This window comes from Streptomyces sp. Da 82-17 (genome assembly GCF_046098215.1).
GTDB lineage: Bacteria > Actinomycetota > Actinomycetes > Streptomycetales > Streptomycetaceae > Streptomyces.
The window spans coordinates 252949-274375 of record NZ_JBJURH010000002.1; the positions used below are offsets into that span (position 1 = coordinate 252949).

Below are 21427 nucleotides of genomic sequence, written 5' to 3' on the forward strand. Positions count from 1 at the left end.
GGCGCACGCACGCGTCCCCCGGCCTGCCGCCGTGCAGGGCCGGGGGACGCGTGGGCTCAGGGTGCAGCCTCAGGGTGCCGGGGTGCTCAGAGCTCCGCGGCCGCCTTGGCTATGTCCGCGTTGAAGTGCGACACCTCGGTGTAGACACCGGGCTTGCCGGGACGCGCGCAGCCCTCGCCCCAGCTGACGATGCCGACCTGGATCCACTGGTCGGAGTCGTCCTTGCGGAACATCGGGCCGCCGGAGTCGCCCTGGCAGGTGTCGACGCCGCCCTCCTCGACGCCGGCGCACAGCTCCTCGGCCTCGATGAGGTTCGAGTACGCCTTCTTGCAGCTGGCGTCGTCGATGAACGGAACGGTGGCCTTCAGCAGGTAGCGCTGCTGGTCACCGCCCTCCTTGTCGGCGCCCCAGCCGGCGATGGTGAAGTCGCCCTTGTTGTAGGCGTCGCTGTCGGCGGTCTTCAGGAGGGGCAGGTCGAGCTCCTTGTCGAGCTTGATCAGCGCCCAGTCCTTGCCGTTGCCGTCGTAGCCCGGGGCCTGGAGGACCTTGGTGGACTTGGCGGTGACCGCGTCCGGGGACTCCAGGTCGACGACGCCGCCGGTCGCGGTGATGGACGTGTCGTCACCCGAGCCGTCGACGCAGTGCGCGGCGGTCAGCACGATGTCCTTGGCGTACATGGAACCGCCACAGCCCATGGAGAGCCGCACCATGAACGGGAATTCGCCCTGCTCGGCCTTGGTGCCGCCGACGACGCGGGTCGACGGGCCGCCGTTGTCCGTGTAGGCCTGCGCCGAGGAGAGGGGCTGCAGGCTGACGGCCGCGAGGGTGACGGCGCCGAAAGCGGCTGCTCTCTTGAATGAACCAAACGGGTTCTTCAACTGTCTTCCTTTCGTGGGGGGTTGCACGCGCACGACAGGCCCGCACCGACGATCATCGGCATGGGCATGCCAAGCACGTGTGTCGGATTATTGAGGTCCGGACGGCGAAGGGGCAAGGGCCTGTTTCAGGTCAGGACGAACAACACGTATCTCCACGAACCGCCGTACAGTGGAAGTCTCTTGAGGGCATGCGGACCGGCCGGCTCAGGGAAGGCAGGCGGTGCGGGCGTGACGTACGGCAGCGGCAGTGGCAGCGGCGGCGGGCGCTCGGCCTCGCGCGGGAGCCCCGTCGAGCACGGCTTTCCGCATCTGGACACGGTGCGGTCGGCGATCAACGCCCTGTACCGCCGGCTCTCCCCCGAGGCGCTGCGGACCTTCGACACCAGCGTGGCCCCGGCCGACGTGGCCTTCGCCGACCAGGACGACCTGCACCTGGGCGTGCAGCGGGTGGCCCGCGCGATGGTGCGGCACCTGCGGCTCCCGGACGCCCGCATGATCGTGAGCTTCCGCGCGATGGAGCACGCCGCGAATGTCGAACTGGCCGCGGGGCCCGAGTACTTCATCGAGCTGAACGACCGGTTCCGCGAGCATCGCAGGGACATCGGCGCGGCCCTCGCGCACGAGGTCATGCACGTCTACCTGCACCGCGTCGACCTGTCGTTCCCCGGCACGCGCGGCAACGAGATCCTCACCGACACCGCCGCGGCCTACCTCGGCGCGGGCTGGCTGCTGCTCGACGCGTTCCGCGAGGACGGCACGTCGTCGCAGAAGCTCGGCTATCTCACCCCGGAGGAGTTCGGGTACGTGCTCGCGAAGCGTGCCGCGGTCTTCGACGAGGACCCGGCGATCTGGTTCACCAGCCCGCAGGCGTACACGGCGTACACGAAGGGCCGGGACCTCGCCCGGCAGGACACCCGCCAGCCCCCGCTCACGGCCGCGGGCTGGACCGGCCGCCACCGCTACGCGAAGGACCGCCGCCACGCCGCCCCCGCCCCGCCCGGCGCCCGCTACCGCTTCGAGCCCGGCCCCCCGCTCCGAGTCACGTTCCCCTGCCCCACCTGCGAACAACGCATCCGCGTCCCGTCCCGCGGCAGGGTCCGGGCACGCTGCGGCCTGTGCGGGACGGTCCTGGAGTGCGACACGTAGGGGATGCCGGGGTACGGCTTCGGGGCGCCGTCACGCGGGACGCGCCTTCAGACAGCGCTACGCGGGCCAAGCTGCGGGCAGCCGCACGCGGAATGCCGCATCGGACCACCCGTGCGCGAGGCCGAGGCACGGCTTCGGGCCGCCCATTCAGGCAGCCGTATGCGGGACGCCGACTCGGGCGGGCAGTACGGGGGCGGCCCCGGGCACGGGACACCGATTCGGGCGTGCCGTACGGGGGCAGACCCGGGCACCGTACGCGCGGACGCTGAGCCAGCCAGCCGTGCACGGAACGGGCTCCAGGCCCACCGCACGCGGAACGCAGCATCTGGCCGACCGCACGAAGGCGACCAGCCCGGCCACCACACGCAAGACAGGGAAACGCCGCCCTACGCGGAACGCGTCCCCCTGGCCCACCGCACGCGGAACACGGCATCTGACCGACCGCACGAAGGCGACCAACTCGGGCCACCCACACGCAAGGCTGCGTCACGCAGCCGAGCCCGGAACGCGGCCCTCAGCCAGCCGTACGCCGAGCACGGGCACAGTCGGCATTCAGCCAGCCGTACGCCGAACACCGGCCCAGCCGACCGCACGCGGAACGCGCCCCGGCCCACGGCCCACCGCACGCGGAACGCGCGTGCCCTCAGGCTGCCGTGCGTCGGCCGCCGCCCTGGCCGCGTCGGCCCGAACTGCGGCGGGCGGCGCCGGACTTGGCGCCCGCAGCCCCGGTACCGGCGCCGGTACCGGAACCCGCGCCGTTCTGCTGGCCCCGGCGTGCCCCCGTACCCGTAGAACGGGACCGCGACGAGCGGGACTTGGCGCCCTCGCCACCGGCGGCACCCGCACCCGCACCCGAGCGCGAGCGTGAGCGCGACCTGGACGGGCGGGTCGGCTGCTGCTGCGGCTCCGGGGCCGGGAGGGTCACCGGCACTCCGGACGGCTCCCGGGCGCCCGTGATGCGGACGAGCTCCTCGTCCGTCGACCGCACGCGGGTCGTCGCCGCGTCGATCCCGGCGACCGACATCAGCCGGCTCATCTCCCGCTTCTGCTCGGGCAGGACGAGGGTGACGACGCTGCCGGACGCGCCCGCGCGGGCCGTGCGGCCGCCGCGGTGGAGGTAGTCCTTGTGGTCGGTGGGCGGGTCCACGTTCACGACCAGGTCGAGGTCGTCGACGTGGATGCCGCGCGCGGCGACGTTCGTGGCGACGAGCGCGGTGACGACGCCGGTCTTGAACTGCTCCAGGGTGCGGTTGCGCTGCGCCTGCGAGCGCCCGCCGTGCAGCGCGGAGGCGGCCACGCCCTGGCCGAGCAGCCGCTTCGCGAAACGGTCGGCGGCGCGCTTGGTGTCGACGAAGAGGATCACGCGGCCGTCGCGGGCGGCGATCCGCAGAGCGACGGCCTTCTTGTCGGTCTCGTCGGCGACGTGCAGCACATGGTGGTCCATGGTCACGACCGCGCCCGCCGACGGGTCGACGGAGTGCACCACGGGGTCGCTGAGGAACATCCGCACGAGCTTGTCGATGTTCCGGTCGAGGGTCGCGGAGAACAGCAGCCGCTGCCCGTCCGGCTCGACCTGCTTCAGGAGGGCCGTGACCTGCGGCATGAAGCCCATGTCGGCCATCTGGTCGGCCTCGTCGAGGACGGTGATCGCGACGTCGCCGAGCGTGCAGTCGCCCCGGTCGATGAGGTCCTTGAGCCGGCCGGGCGTGGCCACGACGACCTCGGCGCCGCGCCGCAGCGCCCCCGCCTGCCGCCCGATCGACAGCCCGCCGACGACGGTCGTGAGACGTATCCGCAGGGCGTCGGCGTACGGCGTGAGCGCGTCCGTGACCTGCTGGGCGAGCTCGCGGGTCGGCACCAGGACCAGGGCGAGCGGCGCCTTCGGCTCGGCCCGGCGGCCCGCGGTACGGGCGAGCAGGGCGAGGCCGAACGCGAGGGTCTTGCCGGAGCCGGTCCGGCCGCGGCCGAGCAGATCGCGCCCGGCGAGCGAGTTGGGCAGCGTCGCGGCCTGGATCGGGAAGGGCTCGGTGACGCCCTGGGCGGTGAGGGTGGCGAGCAGCGCCTCGGGCAGGTCGAGCTCCGCGAAGGACGCCACGGCGGGCAGGGCGGGCGTCAGGGACTCCGGTACGGCGAAGTCGCCCTGCGGCGGCACGGTGCGGCGGGGCGTGCCCCGGCGTCGTGGGGTGCTGCCGCCGTTCCGGGAGCCTTCGTTCCGCGTACCGCTGGTCCGGGAGCCGTCGTTCTTCGTACCGCCGGTGCGGGAGCCGCGGGCGGGGCGTGCGGAGCTGGTCGTGCCGATGGTGCCCTCCTGGGAGCCTTGGGTCCTCGGTCCCGAGGACGGCAGAAACCGGGGCCCGCACCTGCTGGTGCGGGCCCCGGCTACGGGATGCGCGATCCCCCGGCGATCAGGCCGGGAGGATGTTCTCCGCCTGCGGGCCCTTCTGGCCCTGCGTGACGTCGAAGGTGACCTTCTGGCCTTCCTGGAGCTCACGGAAGCCCTGGGTCGCGATGTTGGAGTAGTGGGCGAAGACGTCGGCGCCGCCGCCGTCCTGCTCGATGAAGCCGAAGCCCTTTTCCGAGTTGAACCACTTCACGGTTCCGGTGGCCATGTTTCTCTCCTTGTGCTGGGGCGGATCCGGGAAGTCACACTGCGTGGCTCCCCTGTCGCACTTAGCCCCGTCCGGAGCGGCCGGAATGAAACCGGAACGGCCGGAAAACAAAAATGCGCCTGCGGAACATTCCGGTCAGGCGCACATAACGTTCATGGGTACCAAAACTGCAACTCCGTAACCCTAACACGACACGATCCCGCGTGCCCGGGCCGCTGCCAGCCACTGCGGGAACTCGGCGACGAGCCGGTCGTAGAGAACCGAGTCCTTGATCTTGCGGGGGTTCTTGCCGGCGTGGAAGAAGCCCGCGTTGTCCACGACGCGGCGGCCGGGAACGGGCAGCTCGTCGAGCTTGCGGAGGAAGTCGAACTGCTTGCTGTCGGGGTCGCCGAAGCCGATGAACTGCCAGAACAGCGGCAGCTTGGCGGCCTTGCAGAGGTAGCGTTCGGCGGCCGGGCGGCTGATCGGGCCGCCGTCGGTCTGGAACACGACGAGCGCCGGGTCGGTGGAGCCGCTGTCGAGGTAGTGGTCGATGACGGCGTCCATGGCCAGGTGGTAGCTGGTCTTCCCCATGTGCCCGAGCCGGGACACGATGTCCTCGATGCGGCCGCGGTGGTCGTCGAGGCCGATCGACTCGACGGCGTCGATGTCGGTGGAGAAGAACACGGTGGGCACGCGCCCGTCGTCGTCCAGGTGCGCGGAGAGCCCCAACACCCGCTCCGCCAACCCCTGGACGGTGCCGTCGGCGTAGTACGGGCGCATCGAGCCGGAGTAGTCGAGGACCAGGTAGACGGCGGCGCGGGCGGAGTCGAGGCCGTGCTTGGTGAGGCTGACGCCGGCGCGCTTGTAGAGGTCGACGAGGGCCGGCGCCTGCTCCTCGACCTTGCGCAGGCTGATGGCGGACGGCATGCGGCGACTCCTGTACGTACGGCCGGCGGCTACGGGTCGCAGGCTACGGCAGGCGCAGGACATGGGTGCGGGCCCCCGGCGATGTCACCGAAAGGCCCGCACCAGACGTGGCCTCGGGCCTAGCCCTTGACCGCTCCGGCGGCGAGTCCGGAGCCGAGCTTGCGGTGGACGACCACGAAGAAGATCATCACCGGCAGCGTGACGAGCGTGGAGCTGGCCATCACCGGCCCCCAGGCCGTCGAGTTCTCGCCGAAGAACTGGTAGATGCCCACGGCGGCCGTGTACTTCTCGCTGTCCTTCATGAAGGTGTACGCGAACACGAACTCGTTCCACGCGGTGATGAACGCGAAGATCGACGTGGCGACGAGGCCGGGCGCGACCAGCGGCAGCAGCACCGACCAGAACATCCGCGGCCAGGACGCCCCGTCGATGTACGCGGCCTCCTCGACCTCCTTCGGCACGGTCGCCACGAACCCGCGCAGCGTCCAGATCGCGAACGGCAGCGACAGCGCGATGTAGACGACGCTCAGGCCGAGCAGCGAGTTGAGCATCTCGTAGTCCCGCATCTGGATGAAGAGCGGGATGACGAGGGCTTCGAGCGGCACCATCTGCACGATCAGGATCATGATCAGTACGGAGGTCCGGAAGCGGAACTTGAACCGGGCCACCGCGATCGCCGCGAACAGCGACAGCAGCGCGGCCGCGAGGATCGTGGCGCCGCCGACGAGCGCCGAGTTCAGCAGGTAGGTGCCGAAGTTGCCGCGCTGGAAGACCAGTTGGAAGTGGTCGAGGGTGAGGCCGCTGGGCAGCAGGTCGGAGCCGCGGGTGAGGGCCTTCGGGTCGAGCGCGGTGGAGACCATCCAGTAGACGGGGAAGAGCGTGAAGACGAGCAGCGCGGCGACGGCGGCGCCGAGTCCGAGACGACGCAGGCTCACAGGTCCTCCTCCCCCTGCCGGAACAGCGTCCGGATGTAGACGATGGTGATGGCGAGCAGCAGCAGCGTGAGCAGCACGGCCGCCGCCGCCCCGGTCCCGTAGTCGTTCTTGGCGAAGGCCTCGATGTACGAGAAGACGCCGAGGTTGTAGACGTCCGGGTTGGAGCCGTTGCCGCCGGGCATCACGAAGATCTGGGTGAACACCTTGAAGTCCCAGATGGTCGACAGGATCGTGACGACGAGGAACACCGGCTTGATGGTCGGCACGGTGATCTTCCAGAACCGCTGCCAGGCGTTGGCGCCGTCCAGCATGCCCGCCTCGTACAACTCCTTGGGGATGGTGAGGAGTCCGGCGAGGACGGTGATGGCGACGAACGGGAAGCCGTGGTGGACCACGTTGAGGGTCGCGATGGCGTAGAACGGCAGCCGTTCGGTGAACCAGTTGGTGGTCTCCGGGTCGATCAGGCCGACGGCGCCCGCCAGTTGGGAGAACAGCCCGTCCTGCGGCTGGAACAGCCAGATCCAGACGTACGTCCCGGTGACGGCGGGCATCGCCCAGGCGGCGAGGATCGCGACCGAGCAGACGACCCGCCAGGTGGTGCCGAGCCGGTTGAGGAGCAGGGCGACGAGCGTGCCGAGCGCGATGGTCAGTCCGACGCAGGCGACGGCGAAGAACACCGTGTTGGGCAGGACCGTCTTCCACAGCAGCCCGCTGGTGAGCAGGTCGGCGTAGTGGTCGAGCCCGGTGAACGTGCCGACGCCGCCGCCGAATTTGACCTCGTAGTCCTGCAGCGAGAGCTTGCCGACCTGGACGAGCGGCCAGAGCAGCAGTCCGGCCAGGACGATCAGGGCGGGCGCCAACAGGAGCCAGGGGCGGGTGAGTTCGGCGCGCCGGCGCCGGCGGAGCGCGCCCTTGTCGGTCGTCCGGGGCGCGGGGGCGGGGCGGCCGTCCGCCAGGATCTCCCCGGCGTCCGGGCCGCGCCCGTCGATGAGCGTCTTGCTGGGCTTCACCTGCGCGCCGTCCTCACTCGTCCTTGGCGAAGATCGCGTCCATGTCCTCGGCGGCCTTGTCGGCGGCCTCCTGGACGCTCGCCTTGCCGCTCAGGATCGACTGGACCATGCCGGTGACGACCTGCGACGCCTGGATCTCGCCGTACGCCTTGGTCTTCGGGACGGTCGCGCCGGCCTCCAGCATCTGCTGGGCGAACGGCTCGACCAGCGGGTCCTTCTTCGCGGCGACCTTCTCCAGCTCGGAGTTCTGGCCGGGGAAGTAGTTGGTCTGCTCGGCCCACTTGGCGGCGAACTCGCCGGTGCTGAGGAGCTTCACGAACTCCCAGGCCAGGTCCTTGTTCTCGGTGTCGAACGTGGAGAGGTAGGAGCCGCCGAGGAAGGAACGGCTCATGCCGCCGTCCTTCCCGGGGATCGGGACGGCGCCGAGCTTGCCCTTGAGGTCGGGGTTGGCCTCGACGATGGCCTTCGGGGTCCAGTTGCCGCCGACGGCCATGGAGATCTGGCCCTTGTTCCAGGCGTCGCCGACCTCCTTCTCGGTCCAGGTGTTGACCTTGGCCGGGGAGACCTTCTCCTTGGTGGCGAGGCCGGTGTAGTACTCGATGCCCTCGACGGACTTCGGCGAGTTGATCGCCGACTTCCACTTGCCGCCCTTCTCGGTGGCGAGTTCGCCGCCCGCGCCCCAGATGAACGCGGTCGCGAACATCTCGGCGCCGCCCGCGACGGGGAAGGCGACCTTGTCGGGCTCCTTCTCCTTCAGGGTCTTCGCGGCGGCCGTCAGTTCCTTCCAGTTCGTCGGCGGCTTGATCTTGTGCTTCTCGAAGAGATCCTTGCGGTACACGATCGAGCGGACGCCCGCGTACCAGGGCATGCCGTACTGCTTGCCGTCGAGCGTGCCCGCGTCCTTCAGGCCCTCCACCAGGTCGTCGCTCAGCCCGGACTTCTCCACCTGGCCGGTGACGTCGACGAGCGCACCCGTCTCGGCGAACTGCGGCACCCAGGTGGTGCCGACCTCGGCGACGTCGGGCACCTGGTCGGCGCCGCCCTCGATCGCGGTCGTGAACTTCTTCTGGGCGGTGGCCCACTGCTGGTACTCGACCTTGATGTCCGCGCCGGTCTTCTTCTTGAACGCCGCCGCGGCCTCCTTGAAGAAGGGCCGCGCGTCCGGGTTGGTGCCCTCCATGATCCATACGGTGAGGGTCTTGCCCTTGCCGTCGGTGGCGTCCCCTCCGTCGCCCGACCCTTCGCCGCATGCCGTCGCGGTCAGGCCGAGCGTCAGGGCGATCCCCGCCGCGATGACACGTCGCTTCATACCGGCGCCTCCTGGATGGCGGTCCATGAGGGAGGTCTCGGTGACCCCCGCTGCAAGTGATTCTCACCACGTCGCGAGGAGCCGGTCTAGACCCATCCGGATACGCGGCCGAACCGTGATTGTCATTGCGGGGGGTGCAACATGCGCTTCGGGGGTTGCAGGACGTGCAACGTGGTGACCGTTTTCCCCACCCCGCCCCTTCCCGCAACCGGGGGCTCCGCCCCCAGACCCCCGCTCCTCAGACGCCGGAGGGGCTGGATTGAGCCCCGACAGGGGCGCGGGGAACTGCGCGAGCGGCCACGACGGCGCGGCAGACGAAGAACGAGTCGACGAAGCGGGGGCCAGGGGCTGCGGCCACTGGGAGGAAAAAACGCCGCAGCGCCCGCCTCGCGTCCGGTCGGGGACAGTGAAGGCAGGCGCTGCGTCAGGTCCGTACGCCGTTGTACGGAGCGTCCACAGGGGCCGTACGAATCACACCGTGAGGGCGCGGTCCGTGGGCCGGATGGGGGCGGGGAGGTCGGACGCCCCGGTCAGGTAGCGGTCCACGCCGCGGGCGGCGGAGCGGCCCTCGGCGATGGCCCAGACGATGAGGGACTGGCCGCGGCCCGCGTCACCGGCGACGTACACACCGGGGACGTTGGTCGCGAAGTCCGCGTCGCGGGCGATGTTGCCGCGTGCGTCCAGCTCCAGGCCGAACTGCGAGACGAGGCCGTTCTCCTGGTCCGTGCCGGTGAAGCCCATCGCGAGGGTGACCAGCTGAGCGGGGATGCGACGCTCCGTCCCCGGCTTCTGCTCCAGCTTGCCGTCCTTGAACTCCACCTCGACGAGGTGCAGGAACTGGACGTTGCCGTCCTCGTCGCCCTCGAAGTGGGTGGTGGAGACGGAGTAGACCCGCTCGCCGCCCTCCTCGTGCGCGGAGGTGACCTTGTAGAGCATGGGGAACGTCGGCCAGGGCTGGTTGGCGTTCCGTTCCTCGCCCGGCTTCGGCATGATCTCCAGCTGGGTGACGGAGGCCGCGCCCTGGCGGTGGGCGGTGCCGACGCAGTCCGCGCCGGTGTCGCCGCCGCCGATGACGACGACGTGCTTGCCCTCGGCGGTGATCGGGGGCGCCACGTAGTCGCCCTCCTGCACCTTGTTGGCGAGCGGCAGGTACTCCATCGCGAAGTGGATGCCGTTCAACTCGCGCCCGGGGACCGGGAGATCACGCGAGACCGTGGCGCCGGCGGCGATGACGACCGCGTCGTACCGCTTGCGGAGCTTCGCGGCGTCGATGTCGCGGCCGATCTCGATCTCGGTGCGGAACTTGGTGCCTTCCGCGCGCATCTGCTCGATACGGCGGTTGATGTGCCGCTTCTCCATCTTGAACTCGGGGATGCCGTACCGGAGAAGCCCGCCGATGCGGTCCGCGCGCTCGTACACGGCGACCGTGTGACCGGCCCGGGTCAGCTGCTGGGCGGCGGCGAGGCCGGCGGGACCGGAACCGATCACCGCGACCGTCTTGCCGCTCAGCCGCTCCGGCGCCTGCGGGGCCACGTCGCCCGCGTCCCACGCCTTGTCGATGATCGAGACCTCGACGTTCTTGATGGTCACGGCCGGCTGGTTGATGCCGAGCACACACGCCGACTCGCACGGGGCGGGGCACAGGCGGCCCGTGAACTCCGGGAAGTTGTTCGTGGCGTGCAGCCGCTCGGAGGCCGCGGACCAGTCCTCGCGGTACGCGTAGTCGTTCCACTCGGGGATCAGGTTCCCGAGCGGGCAGCCGTTGTGGCAGAACGGGATGCCGCAGTCCATGCAGCGCGAGGCCTGCTTGGAGATGATCGGGAGCAGCGAGCCGGGAACGTAGACCTCGTTCCAGTCGCGCACCCGCTCGCCGACGGGGCGGGTCTCGGCGACCTCGCGGCCGTGGTTGAGGAAGCCCTTCGGGTCAGCCATTGATCGCCGCCTCCATCATCTTCTCGTGGGTCTCGGACTCGGGGAGCCCGGCCAGCTCGGCGGCGTCCTTGGCGGCGAGCACTGCCTTGTACGTACTGGGGATGATCTTGCTGAAGCGGTCCACCGCGACGGTCCACTCGGCGAGCAGCTTCTCGGCGACCGTGGAGCCGGTCTCCTCGTGGTGGCGGCGCACGACCTCGTGCAGCCACTGCTTGTCGGTCTCGTCGAGGGCCTCGACGGCCGCGGCGTTGCCGGAGTTGACGTTGTCGGCGTCCAGGTCGATGACGTACGCGACACCGCCGGACATGCCCGCCGCGAAGTTGCGGCCGGTCTCGCCGAGGACGACGGCCTGGCCGCCGGTCATGTACTCGCAGCCGTGGTCGCCCACGCCCTCGGAGACGACCGTGGCACCGGAGTTGCGGACGCAGAAGCGCTCGCCGACCCGGCCGCGGAGGAAGATCTCGCCGCCGGTCGCGCCGTAGCCGATGGTGTTGCCGGCGATGGTCGAGTACTCGGCGAGGTGGTCGGCGCCGCGGTCCGGGCGGACCACGATGCGGCCACCCGAAAGGCCCTTGCCCACATAGTCGTTGGCGTCGCCCTCCAGGCGCAGCGTCACACCGCGCGGCACGAACGCGCCGAAGGACTGGCCGGCCGAGCCGGTGAAGGTGATGTCGACGGTGTCGTCGGGCAGGCCCGCGCCGCCGAACTTCTTCGTCACCTCGTGGCCGAGCATGGTGCCGACCGTGCGGTTGATGTTGCGGATCTGGACCTGCGCGCGGACCGCCTGGGCCTCCTGTGCGCTGTCCGCGGCGAGGGCGTCGGCGGCGAGCTTGATCAGCTCGTTGTCGAGCGCCTTCTCCAGGCCGTGGTCCTGCTCGACCAGCTGGTGGCGGACGGCGCCGGCGGGCAGCTCGGGCACGTGGAACAGCGGCTCCAGGTCGAGGCCCTGCGCCTTCCAGTGGCTCACGGCCCGCTCGGTGTCGAGGAGTTCGGCGTGGCCGACGGCCTCCTCGATGGAGCGGAAGCCGAGCTCGGCGAGGAGCTCGCGGACCTCCTGCGCGATGAACTCGAAGAAGTTCACGACGTATTCGGCCTTGCCGGAGAACCGCTCGCGCAGCGTCGGGTTCTGCGTGGCGATGCCGACCGGGCAGGTGTCGAGGTGGCAGACGCGCATCATGACGCAGCCGGAGACGACGAGCGGCGCGGTGGCGAAGCCGAACTCCTCGGCGCCGAGCAGCGCGGCGATGACGACGTCGCGGCCGGTCTTCAGCTGGCCGTCGGTCTGCACGACGATGCGGTCGCGCAGGCCGTTGAGCAGCAGGGTCTGCTGGGTCTCGGCGAGGCCCAGCTCCCACGGCCCACCGGCGTGCTTCAGCGACGTGAGCGGCGAGGCGCCCGTACCGCCGTCGTGGCCGGAGATGAGCACGACGTCCGCGTGCGCCTTGGACACACCCGCGGCGACGGTGCCGACGCCGACCTCGGAGACCAGCTTCACGTGGATGCGGGCCGCCGGGTTGGCGTTCTTGAGGTCGTGGATCAGCTGAGCCAGGTCCTCGATGGAGTAGATGTCGTGGTGCGGCGGCGGGGAGATCAGGCCGACGCCCGGCGTGGAGTGCCGCGTCTTGGCGACCCACGGGTAGACCTTGTGGCCGGGCAGCTGGCCGCCCTCGCCGGGCTTGGCGCCCTGGGCCATCTTGATCTGGATGTCGTCGGCGTTGACCAGGTACTCCGAGGTCACGCCGAAGCGGCCGGAGGCGACCTGCTTGATGGAGGACCGGCGGGCCGGGTCGTAGAGCCGCTCCGGGTCCTCGCCGCCCTCACCGGTGTTGGACTTGCCGCCCAGCTGGTTCATGGCGATGGCGAGGGTCTCGTGCGCCTCGCGGGAGATCGAGCCGTACGACATGGCGCCGGTGGAGAAGCGCTTGACGATCTCGGAGACCGGCTCGACCTCGTCGACGGGGATCGACGGGCGGTCCGACTTGAAGCCGAACAGGCCGCGCAGCGTCATCAGGCGCTCGGACTGCTCGTCCACGCGCGAGGTGTACTGCTTGAAGATGTCGTACTTGCGCTGGCGCGTGGAGTGCTGGAGGCGGAACACCGTCTCCGGGTCGAAGAGGTGCGGCTCGCCCTCGCGACGCCACTGGTACTCGCCGCCGATCTCCAGGGCGCGGTGCGCCGAGGGGACGCCGGAGACCGGGTAGGCCTTGGCGTGGCGGGCGGCGACCTCGTCGGCGATGACGTCGATGCCGACGCCGCCGATCTTGGTGGTGGTGCCGTTGAAGTACTTCTCGACGAAGGCCTGGTCGAGGCCGACCGCCTCGAAGACCTGGGCGCCGCGGTAGGAGGCGACGGTCGAGATGCCCATCTTCGACATGACCTTGAGGACGCCCTTGCCGAGGGCGTAGATCAGGTTCCGGATGGCCTGCTCGGCCTCGACGCCGGGCAGGAACGTGCCGGCGCGGACCAGGTCCTCGACGGACTCCATCGCCAGGTACGGGTTCACGGCGGCGGCGCCGTACCCGATGAGCAGCGCGACGTGGTGGACCTCGCGGACGTCGCCGGCCTCGACGAGCAGGCCGACCTGGGTGCGCTGCTTCGTACGGATGAGGTGGTGGTGGACGGCCGCGGTGAGCAGCAGCGACGGGATCGGGGCGTGCTCGGCGTCCGAGTGCCGGTCGGAGAGGACGATCAGGCGGGCGCCGCCCTCGATGGCCGCGTCGGCCTCGGCGCAGATCTCCTCGATGCGGGCGGCGAGGGAGTCGCCGCCGCCGGAGACCCGGTACAGGCCGGACAGGGTCACGGCCTTCATGCCCGGCATGTCGCCGTCGGCGTTGATGTGGATGAGCTTGGCCAGCTCGTCGTTGTCGATCACCGGGAAGGGCAGGGTGACCGAGCGGCAGGAGGCCGCGGTCGGCTCCAGGAGGTTGCCCTGCGGGCCGAGCGAGGAGTGCAGCGAGGTGACCAGCTCTTCGCGGATGGCGTCCAGCGGCGGGTTGGTGACCTGGGCGAACAGCTGCGTGAAGTAGTCGAAGATCAGCCGGGGGCGCTCGGACAGGGCCGCGATCGGGGTGTCCGTGCCCATCGACCCGATCGGCTCCGCACCGGACTTGGCCATCGGCGTGAGCAGGACGCGCAGCTCCTCCTCGGTGTAGCCGAAGGTCTGCTGGCGGCGGGTGACCGAGGCGTGGGTGTGCACGATGTGCTCGCGCTCGGGCAGGTCGGAGAGCTCGATCTCGCCGGCCTCCAGCCACTCCGCGTACGGGTTCTCGGCGGCGAGGGCGGCCTTGATCTCGTCGTCCTCGACGATGCGGTGCTCGGCGGTGTCGACGAGGAACATCTTGCCGGGCTGCAGGCGGCCCTTGCGGACGACCTTCGCGGGGTCGATGTCGAGGACGCCGACCTCGGAGCCGAGGACGACGAGGCCGTCGTCGGTGACCCAGTAACGCCCTGGACGCAGGCCGTTGCGGTCGAGCACGGCGCCGACCTGGGTGCCGTCGGTGAAGGTGACACAGGCGGGGCCGTCCCAGGGCTCCATCATCGTGGAGTGGAACTGGTAGAACGCGCGCCGGGCCGGGTCCATCGAGGCGTGGTTCTCCCAGGCCTCGGGGATCATCATCAGGACGGAGTGCGGCAGCGAACGGCCGCCCAGGTGCAGGAGTTCGAGCACCTCGTCGAAGGACGCGGAGTCGGAGGCGTCCGGGGTGCAGACGGGGAAGATCCGGTCCAGCTTGTCCGAACCGAACAGGTCCGAGGCGAGCTGCGACTCGCGGGCCCGCATCCAGTTCCGGTTGCCCTTGACGGTGTTGATCTCACCGTTGTGCGCGACGAAGCGGTACGGGTGGGCGAGCGGCCACGACGGGAACGTGTTCGTGGAGAAGCGGGAGTGGACGAGCGCGACGGCCGAGGCGAGCCGGCGGTCGGACAGGTCCGGGAAGAAGGGCTCCAGCTGGCCGGTGGTCAGCATGCCCTTGTAGACGATCGTGCGGGCGGACAGCGACGGGAAGTACGTCGCGGCCTCGCGCTCGGCGCGCTTGCGCAGCACGAACGCCTTGCGGTCGAGCGCGATGTCCGTGCTCGTCCCGTCGCCGACGAAGAGCTGGCGGAAGACCGGCATCGTGGAGCGGGCGGAGGCGCCGAGCAGCTCGGGCGCGACCGGCACGTCCCGCCAGCCGAGGACGTTCAGGCCCTCCTCGGCGGCGATGGCCTCGATGCGGGCGGCGGTCTCGTCCGCGCTGTCCACGGGCAGGAAGGCGATGCCTACGGCGTACGCGCCCGCCTCCGGGAGCTCGAAGCCGGTGGCCTCGCGCAGGAAGGCGTCGGGAACCTGGAGCAGGATGCCGGCGCCGTCACCCGAGTCGGGCTCGGAGCCGGTGGCGCCGCGGTGTTCCAGATTGCGCAGTACGGTGAGCGCCTGCTCGACCAGCTCGTGGCTGGCCACACCAGTGAGGGTGGCCACGAACCCGACACCACAGGCGTCGTGTTCGTTACGGGGGTCGTACATCCCCTGGGGGGCGGGGCGACCGTCCATGGGCGACCAGGCGTCGGAACGCATCGGCACTCCCGTCGTCGTCGAGGCAAATGTGCAGTGTGTGCATGTGCCGAGGGACGACGTTGGCCCTCGCGGTGCGCAAAATTTCGTGCAGATTACATGATGGAGGCTTTCTCGGAAACCGGATACTTCGTTCCATCATGCGGACACCCACGAGCGGGCTCGCGCGGTGAAACAGGGGCCGATACGGACAGATCAACGACCGTGGACCCGATGCGCCGGAGCTTCGTTGCCCACAGCGCTTACGGCTCATGCCCGGCGTTCGAGCAACCGAAACCGCCGAGTAACGATTGGTTATGCATCCCATTGCATAGACCTTCGCGCGCTCATCCTAGAGCCGCACCGAACAGCGTGCCCAGGGCGTACGTCACACCGGCCGCGGCGCCGCCGAGCGCCAGCTGCCGCAGCCCGCTGAACCACCAGGACCGCGCGGTCACCCGGGCCACCACCGCACCGCACCCGAAGAGCCCCGCCAGCGCGAGGACCACGGCCGGCCACAGCGCACTCGCCCCGAGCAGATACGGCAGCACGGGAAGCAGCGCGCCGAGCGCGAACGCGCCGAACGACGAGGCCGCGGCCACCAGCGGCGAGGGCAGTTCCCCGGGGTCGACGCCGAGCTCCTCGCGGGCGTGGATCTCCAGGGCCTGCTCCGGGTCGTGGGACAGCTGCCGGGCCACCTCGCGGGCGAGCTTCGGCTCGACGCCGCGCGCCTCGTACAGCGCGGCGAGCTCCTTCTCCTCGTCCTTCGGGTGCTTGCGCAGCTCCCGCCGCTCCACCGCCAACTCGGCCTGCACCAGCTCGCGTTGGGACGCCACCGAGGTGTACTCACCGGCGGCCATGGAGAACGCGCCCGCGGCCAGGCCCGCGAGACCGGTGATGACGATGGTCTGCTGCGAGACGGAGCCGCCGGCGACGCCCGTCATGAGCGCCAGGTTGGACACCAGACCGTCCATCGCACCGAACACGGCCGGCCGCAGCCAGCCGCCGTTCACGTCGCGGTGCGTGTGGTTGTCCCGGTGTGCCACGTGCAGCGTCGCCTCGTTGTCGATGATCGACATCGCCGGTGGTGCTCCTTTCGCCGAGCCGGGGTACCGCGCTCCCCGCTCCCCTCCGGGACCCTCCCCGGGCCCCCTTCACGCCTTCGAAAGTACGCCCGAAAAATCCCCCTCGCCAGCAAGGAAGGCCGTACTTACCAGGGCTTTCGTCCCTTCACGGCGGTGCCGTACGGCCTTTTTCCGAAGCGTCGAAGGAGTGACGTACGCGGCCGGGCGGGCACCGGGCGGGCTCGCGTGGAACGCATCTGCCATGGCGTCGATTGCATGCGATTTCCCGGCCCCCGCACCCGGCGACGCGACGGAACTCCGGTCCCGCGCACGCGGCGCGCTGCTCGGCCTCGCCGTGGGCGACGCGCTCGGCGCCCCGGTCGAGAACATGAAGCCCTCGGAGATCCGCGCCCGTTGGGGCCGCGTCGAGGGCTTCGTCGCCGAGGACCCGGCGGGCACGGACGACACCGAGTACGCGATCTTCTCGGGCCTGCTGCTCGCCCGGCACGGCTCGGCCCTGACCGTGGCGCACGCCGAGAAGGCCTGGCACCGGTGGATCGCGGACGTCGACGAGGGCCCGTTCCGCGGGGCGGGCTTCAGCGAACGCGGCACCCTGGAGAACCTCCGCCGGGGCCTCGCCGCCCCCGTCACCGCCCAGCACCGGCACGCCTGGTCCGACGGCCTGGCGATGCGCGCGGCCCCGTTCGGCGTCTTCGCGGCGGGCGCCCCGGCCGAGGCGGCCCGCCTGGTCGCCATCGACGGCACGGTCAGCCACGACGGCGAGGGCATCTACGGCGCCCAGGCGATCGCGGCCGGGGTCGCCGCGGCCATGGCCGGCGAGGGCCCGGCCGCGGTGATCGGCGCGGCCCTGTCGGTGATCCCGATGGACTCCTGGACGTCCCGCTCGCTGCGCCGCGCGGTGGTGGCCGCGCCGGGCGGGGAACGCGCGGTCCGCAAGGCGGTCGTCATCGGCGGCTACCCGTGGACGGACCTCGCGCCCGAGGCGGTCGGCCTCGCCTTCGGCGCGTTCGCGGCGGCCCGCGGCGACTTCCGCGAGGCGGTGCTGACCGCGGTCAACATGGGCCGCGACGCGGACACGACGGCCGCCCTCGCGGGCGCGCTCGCGGGCGCGGTCCGCACGGTCTCCGCGATCCCCGCGGACTGGGCCACCGCCATCGGCCCGGTCCGCGGCACCTGCCTCCCGTCGATGGCGGGCTACCACGTCCTGGACATCGCGGACCTGCTGACGCCGGAGGAGACGTCATGACCGGTGAACCGGCCGCGCCTGCCGCACCCGCTGTGCCCACCCGTGCCGAGTGCGCCGAACGACAAGCCCCGCCCGCACCCCCACCCACCCGCACGAAACTCCAAGGGCTCCTCCTCGGCCTCGCCGCGGGCGACGCGGCGGGCTGGCCCGCGGCCAGACACCGTGCCGCCCGCATGCCCGAGTGGACGAGGCGACTGACCCGCGAACTCGACACCTTCGCCGAGCAGAACGCCACCACCACCCTCCCCGTCCCCATCGCCCTCAACCAGCCCCCGGAACCCCTCCGCCTCGGCCCCTCCGACGACGCCGAGTGGGCCGCGTACACCGCGACCGCCGTACTGGCGGCGGCAGTTGACGGCACGGCGGATGTGCGGGCCGCCATCGACCAGCACTGGCAGATCCTCGCCGCGCAGATCGCCGCGGCCGCCGACCGCGCCCCCGAGGTCGAGTCGGCGCGGATCCCGCTGCGCGCGCGGATCTCCGTACGCGCCGGGCTCGGGAATCTCGCCACCGGACTGCGCCCGCCCGCGACCGGGCACGACAACCCGCACTTCTTCGACGACGCAGCCTGCGTGCGCGCCGCCGTCCTCGCCGCCGTACACCCCGGAGACCCTCGACAGGCCGCACTCCTGGCCGAGTTCGACGCCCGCTACACCCAGGACGGCGACGGCGTGCACGGCGCTCGCGCCCTCGCCGCCGCGGTCTCCGTGGCCCTCGTACGACCGGACGTGGACGAGGCCGTCGACGCCGCGCTCGACCAGCTCCCGCAGGAGACCGAGATCGGCCGCAACGCCCGGCTCGCCGTGCACCTCGCGCGGCACAACGAGGAGAACGGCACCTTCGCGCTCGTACCGCTCCTGGAGCACCAGATCGTCGACCACGTCTACAGCTACGGGATCGCCGCCGCCGAGACCGTGCCGGTGGCGCTCGCCCTGGCCACCGCCGCCCGCGGCAGCCTCGCCGAGGCCGTGCCCGCCGCGGCCTGCCTGTCGCGGGTCGCGGACTCGGCGCCGGCGCTGGCGGGCGCGCTGACCGGGGCGCTCGGCGGCGCGGAGTGCGTGCCGAAGAGCTGGCGGGACGCCTGCCGCACCCTGTCGGGCTGCGCGCTGCCGCGGCTCGCGGGGACCGATCTGGTGGAGCTGGGCACCGAACTGGCCGACCTCCTGTCGCGCCCCCGCAACAACTGACCCCCGCGGGTGGACACTCCCGCCCATGACGGACACCACAGACACCACACCCCGCGTACGCCGGCCCACCCTCGACGAGCGCATCACCGCGAGCCTGGTCGGCGCGGCCGTCGGCGACGCGCTCGGCGGACCCGTCGAGGGCTGGACGCCCGAGCAGATCGCGGAGCGGCACGGCGGCCGGATCAACGGGATCGTCGGCCCCTGGCACGGCGACGACTGGCGCACGGCCCGGCCGATCGCCCCGTACCACAAGGGCGACGGGCACGTCACCGACGACACCTTGATGACGCACGCGCTGGTCCGCGTGTACGCCACGGTCCGCGACCACCTCGACGCGTACGCCGTCGCCGACCACCTCGTCCCCGACCTGATGGGCACGCCCCGCTGGATCCCCGAGCTGGAGGCGGAGGCCCTGCCGCTGCAGCGGATCTTCCTCGCCGAGAAGTGGCTCGTCGCCCGGCTGCACTACGGCCACGTCGACCCGCGCGAGGCCGGCTCCGGCAACATCGTCAACTGCGGTGCGGCGATGTACATGGCGCCGGTCGGCCTGGTCAACGCGGCCGACCCGCGCGCCGCCTACGCCGAGGCCCTGGACGTCGCGGGCGCCCACCAGTCCTCGTACGGCAGGGAGGCGGCCGGGGTGTTCGCGGCGGCGGTCGCGGCGGCCTGCTCGCCGGAGGCCAGCCCCGCCTCCGTCGTCGACGCCTGCCTGGGCCTCGCCAAGGACGGCACGCGCGCCGCGATCGAGGCCGTCTGCGAAGTGGCCGTGCGCCACCAGGACTTCGAGACCGCGCTCCGCCCGCTGCGCGAGGCCGTCGCCCCCTTCGACACGGTCGGCCCCGACTACCGCGCCCCCTCGCTCGGCGCCCGCCGCCCCTCCCGCCTGCACGCCATCGAGGAACTGCCCATCGCCCTCGGCATGTTGCTGGTCGGCGCGGGCGACTACCGGCGCACCGTCCTCGGCGCCGTCAACTACGGCCGGGACTGCGACTCCATCGCCACCATGGGCGGAGCCATCGCGGGCGCCCTCGGCTCCGAGCCGCCCGAGGCGTGGGCCAAGCAGGTCGCCGAGGCCAGCCGGCTCGACCTGCACGCCCCGGCCGAGCTGCTCGCGGCCGTCGCACGCGAGGTGTTCGCCCGCGACCAGGAACGGCAGGCCGCGCACGCCGACGCCTTCCAGCTCCTCGCGGGCGACCCCGTATGAGCCCGGCAACGGCCCTCCGGCTGACCTGGGTGCAGCCGGAGGACCTGCTCGGCCACGAGCTCCGGCAGGCCGACGAGGACGGCCGGGACCCCGCGGCCGTCGCCCGCGTCCGGGACCGCTGGCGCACGGCGGGCGGCGCCCCCGCCCCCGCACGCGCGGGCGCCGCGACCAACCCCGCCGCCCCGGAGCTGCGCGCCCTGGCCCTCCGACTGCTCGACGAGCTGGACGCGTTGAGCCCCCAGGACTCGCACGCCGACACGGCCGCCGGGGCGTCCCCCGACCCGTTCGCCGAACCCACGGACCTCCCCGCGATCAAGGCCCTGTGCGGCACGGCCTGGCCCGCCCCCGCGACAGCCCCGACCGACCTCGACCGGCTGCACGCCGCCTGGCTCGGCCGCGCCGTCGGCTGTCTGCTCGGCAAACCGGTCGAGAAGCTGCCGCTCACCGGCATCCGCGCCCTCGCCCGCGCCACCGGCAACTGGCCGCTGTCCGGCTACTTCACCGCCCGCGGCCTCTCCCCCGCCCTGGCCGCCGCGTACCCCTGGAACCGGCGCAGCGCCACCACCTCGCTCGCCGAGAACATCGACGGCATGCCGGAGGACGACGACCTCAACTACCCGCTGCTCAACCTGGAGTTGCTGCGGCGGTACGGCCCGGACTTCACGACCCGTGACGTGGCCGCGCTCTGGCTGGACGAACTCCCGGCCGGGCGTACGTTCACCGCCGAGCGGGTCGCGTACCGCAATCTCCTCGACGGGGTCGAGCCGCCGCTGACCGCGCGGCGCCGCAACCCGTTCCGCGAGTGGATCGGCGCCCTCATCCGCGCCGACGTGCACGGCCTGACCCACCCCGGCGACCCCGGCGCCGCCGCCGCACAGGCCCACCGGGACGCGGTCCTCACGCACACCGCGAACGGGGTGTACGGGGCGATGTTCGCGGCCGCCACGATCGCCGCCGCGGCGGGCGGCACCGCCGACGTGCACCGCGCGCTGTGCGCCGGGCTCGCCGTCGTCCCGCCCGGCTCCCGGCTCGCCCGGGCCGTACGGCACGGCATCCGGCTCGCCCGCACGCACACCGCGTTCGACACCGTCGTCGACACCCTGCACGCGGCGTACGGCACGCACCACTGGGTGCACGTCGTGCCCAACGCCGCACTGCTCGCCGCCGCGCTCACCCACGCCGACGGGGACTTCGACGCCTCGGTGACGCGAGCCGTGTCCGGCGGCTGGGACACCGACTCGGTCGGCGCGACGGCGGGCGCGGTCGCGGGCCTGCTCGCGGGCTCCGCGGACGCGATCGACGCGCGCTGGACGGCCCCGCTGAAGAACCGTCTCGCCACGTCGGTGGCCGACTTCAACGGCATCGGCTTCGACGAGCTGGCCCATCTGACGCACCAGCAAGCCGCCCGCGTTGCCGCTGCTCCCCCGCGCCTAGTGCGCTGAACGACAA

The 21427-nt window shown here is 71.8% G+C and carries 15 protein-coding genes; 5 read left to right on the top strand and 10 right to left on the bottom strand.

Annotated elements, in window-relative coordinates; translation table 11 throughout:
- Nucleotides 1–86: 86 nt before the first annotated feature.
- Nucleotides 87–878: a S1 family peptidase gene (locus ACIDOF_RS04105; RefSeq protein WP_409004250.1), complete on the bottom strand. Its 792-nt coding sequence runs from the start codon at nucleotides 876–878 to the stop codon at nucleotides 87–89.
- A gap of 228 nt (nucleotides 879–1106) precedes the next feature.
- On the opposite strand from ACIDOF_RS04105, the gene ACIDOF_RS04110 reads away from it, so the two are divergent.
- Nucleotides 1107–2024 carry a hypothetical protein gene (locus tag ACIDOF_RS04110; RefSeq protein WP_409004251.1) on the top strand — a complete coding sequence of 306 codons (918 nt, stop codon included), beginning with the start codon at nucleotides 1107–1109 and terminating at the stop codon, nucleotides 2022–2024.
- 643 nt (nucleotides 2025–2667) lie between these two features.
- Here the strand turns inward: ACIDOF_RS04110 and ACIDOF_RS04115 are convergent.
- From ACIDOF_RS04115 to ACIDOF_RS04155, 9 genes are all read right to left on the bottom strand, one after another.
- A complete protein-coding gene (locus tag ACIDOF_RS04115) occupies nucleotides 2668–4323 on the bottom strand; it encodes a DEAD/DEAH box helicase (RefSeq protein WP_409004485.1) in 1656 nt (551 codons plus the stop codon).
- 106 nt (nucleotides 4324–4429) lie between these two features.
- Nucleotides 4430–4633 carry a cold-shock protein gene (locus tag ACIDOF_RS04120; RefSeq protein ID WP_042152846.1) on the bottom strand — a complete coding sequence of 68 codons (204 nt, stop codon included), beginning with the start codon at nucleotides 4631–4633 and terminating at the stop codon, nucleotides 4430–4432.
- Between the two features lie 183 nt (nucleotides 4634–4816).
- Nucleotides 4817–5542 (bottom strand): vWA domain-containing protein, encoded by a 726-nt coding sequence (locus tag ACIDOF_RS04125; protein WP_409004252.1) that lies wholly within the window; start codon nucleotides 5540–5542, stop codon nucleotides 4817–4819.
- A 119-nt stretch (nucleotides 5543–5661) separates the two neighbouring features.
- A complete protein-coding gene (locus tag ACIDOF_RS04130; protein WP_409004253.1) occupies nucleotides 5662–6477 on the bottom strand; it encodes a carbohydrate ABC transporter permease in 816 nt (271 codons plus the stop codon).
- Complete coding sequence (locus ACIDOF_RS04135; protein WP_409004254.1) at nucleotides 6474–7487, bottom strand: carbohydrate ABC transporter permease; 1014 nt, start codon at nucleotides 7485–7487, stop codon at nucleotides 6474–6476. The genes ACIDOF_RS04130 and ACIDOF_RS04135 overlap by 4 nt, the downstream gene beginning before the upstream one ends.
- A gap of 13 nt (nucleotides 7488–7500) precedes the next feature.
- Entirely contained in the window at nucleotides 7501–8796 is a 1296-nt protein-coding gene (locus ACIDOF_RS04140; protein ID WP_409004255.1) for an extracellular solute-binding protein, read from the bottom strand.
- Nucleotides 8797–9267: 471 nt separating this feature from the next.
- The gene (locus ACIDOF_RS04145; RefSeq protein WP_409004256.1) at nucleotides 9268–10728 is read right to left on the bottom strand and encodes a glutamate synthase subunit beta; all 1461 of its coding nucleotides are present in this window, start codon (nucleotides 10726–10728) and stop codon (nucleotides 9268–9270) included.
- Complete coding sequence (gltB, locus tag ACIDOF_RS04150) at nucleotides 10721–15229, bottom strand: glutamate synthase large subunit (protein WP_409004486.1); 4509 nt, start codon at nucleotides 15227–15229, stop codon at nucleotides 10721–10723. The genes ACIDOF_RS04145 and gltB overlap by 8 nt, the downstream gene beginning before the upstream one ends.
- 374 nt (nucleotides 15230–15603) lie before the next feature.
- On the bottom strand, nucleotides 15604–16335 hold the full coding sequence (locus tag ACIDOF_RS04155) for a VIT1/CCC1 transporter family protein (protein WP_409004257.1): 732 nt from the start codon (nucleotides 16333–16335) through the stop codon (nucleotides 15604–15606).
- 247 nt (nucleotides 16336–16582) lie between these two features.
- Between ACIDOF_RS04155 and ACIDOF_RS04160 the strand changes: the two genes are divergently transcribed.
- The 4 genes from ACIDOF_RS04160 to ACIDOF_RS04175 are packed head-to-tail and all read left to right on the top strand — an operon-like array spanning nucleotide 16583 to nucleotide 21420.
- Entirely contained in the window at nucleotides 16583–17587 is a 1005-nt protein-coding gene (locus tag ACIDOF_RS04160; protein ID WP_409004258.1) for an ADP-ribosylglycohydrolase family protein, read from the top strand.
- The gene (locus ACIDOF_RS04165) at nucleotides 17584–18774 is read left to right on the top strand and encodes an ADP-ribosylglycohydrolase family protein (RefSeq protein ID WP_409004259.1); all 1191 of its coding nucleotides are present in this window, start codon (nucleotides 17584–17586) and stop codon (nucleotides 18772–18774) included. The genes ACIDOF_RS04160 and ACIDOF_RS04165 overlap by 4 nt, the downstream gene beginning before the upstream one ends.
- Nucleotides 18775–18799: 25 nt before the next feature.
- On the top strand, nucleotides 18800–19978 hold the full coding sequence (locus ACIDOF_RS04170) for an ADP-ribosylglycohydrolase family protein (RefSeq protein ID WP_409004260.1): 1179 nt from the start codon (nucleotides 18800–18802) through the stop codon (nucleotides 19976–19978).
- Nucleotides 19975–21420, top strand: coding sequence for an ADP-ribosylglycohydrolase family protein (locus ACIDOF_RS04175; protein ID WP_409004261.1), 1446 nt, complete (start codon nucleotides 19975–19977; stop codon nucleotides 21418–21420). Before ACIDOF_RS04170 ends, ACIDOF_RS04175 begins: the two co-directional genes overlap by 4 nt.
- The last annotated feature ends 7 nt before the right edge of the window (nucleotides 21421–21427 follow it).

Coding starts and splice junctions, on each gene's coding strand:
- gltB (WP_409004486.1), bottom strand. CDS start 15,229: ATGTACGACCCCCGTAACGAACACGACGCCTGTGGTGTCGGGTTCGTG.
- ACIDOF_RS04120 (WP_042152846.1), bottom strand. CDS start 4,633: ATGGCCACCGGAACCGTGAAGTGGTTCAACTCGGAAAAGGGCTTCGGC.
- ACIDOF_RS04170 (WP_409004260.1), top strand. CDS start 18,800: ATGACGGACACCACAGACACCACACCCCGCGTACGCCGGCCCACCCTC.
- ACIDOF_RS04165 (WP_409004259.1), top strand. CDS start 17,584: ATGACCGGTGAACCGGCCGCGCCTGCCGCACCCGCTGTGCCCACCCGT.
- ACIDOF_RS04160 (WP_409004258.1), top strand. CDS start 16,583: ATGGCGTCGATTGCATGCGATTTCCCGGCCCCCGCACCCGGCGACGCG.
- ACIDOF_RS04140 (WP_409004255.1), bottom strand. CDS start 8,796: ATGAAGCGACGTGTCATCGCGGCGGGGATCGCCCTGACGCTCGGCCTG.
- ACIDOF_RS04125 (WP_409004252.1), bottom strand. CDS start 5,542: ATGCCGTCCGCCATCAGCCTGCGCAAGGTCGAGGAGCAGGCGCCGGCC.
- ACIDOF_RS04175 (WP_409004261.1), top strand. CDS start 19,975: ATGAGCCCGGCAACGGCCCTCCGGCTGACCTGGGTGCAGCCGGAGGAC.
- ACIDOF_RS04145 (WP_409004256.1), bottom strand. CDS start 10,728: ATGGCTGACCCGAAGGGCTTCCTCAACCACGGCCGCGAGGTCGCCGAG.
- ACIDOF_RS04155 (WP_409004257.1), bottom strand. CDS start 16,335: ATGTCGATCATCGACAACGAGGCGACGCTGCACGTGGCACACCGGGAC.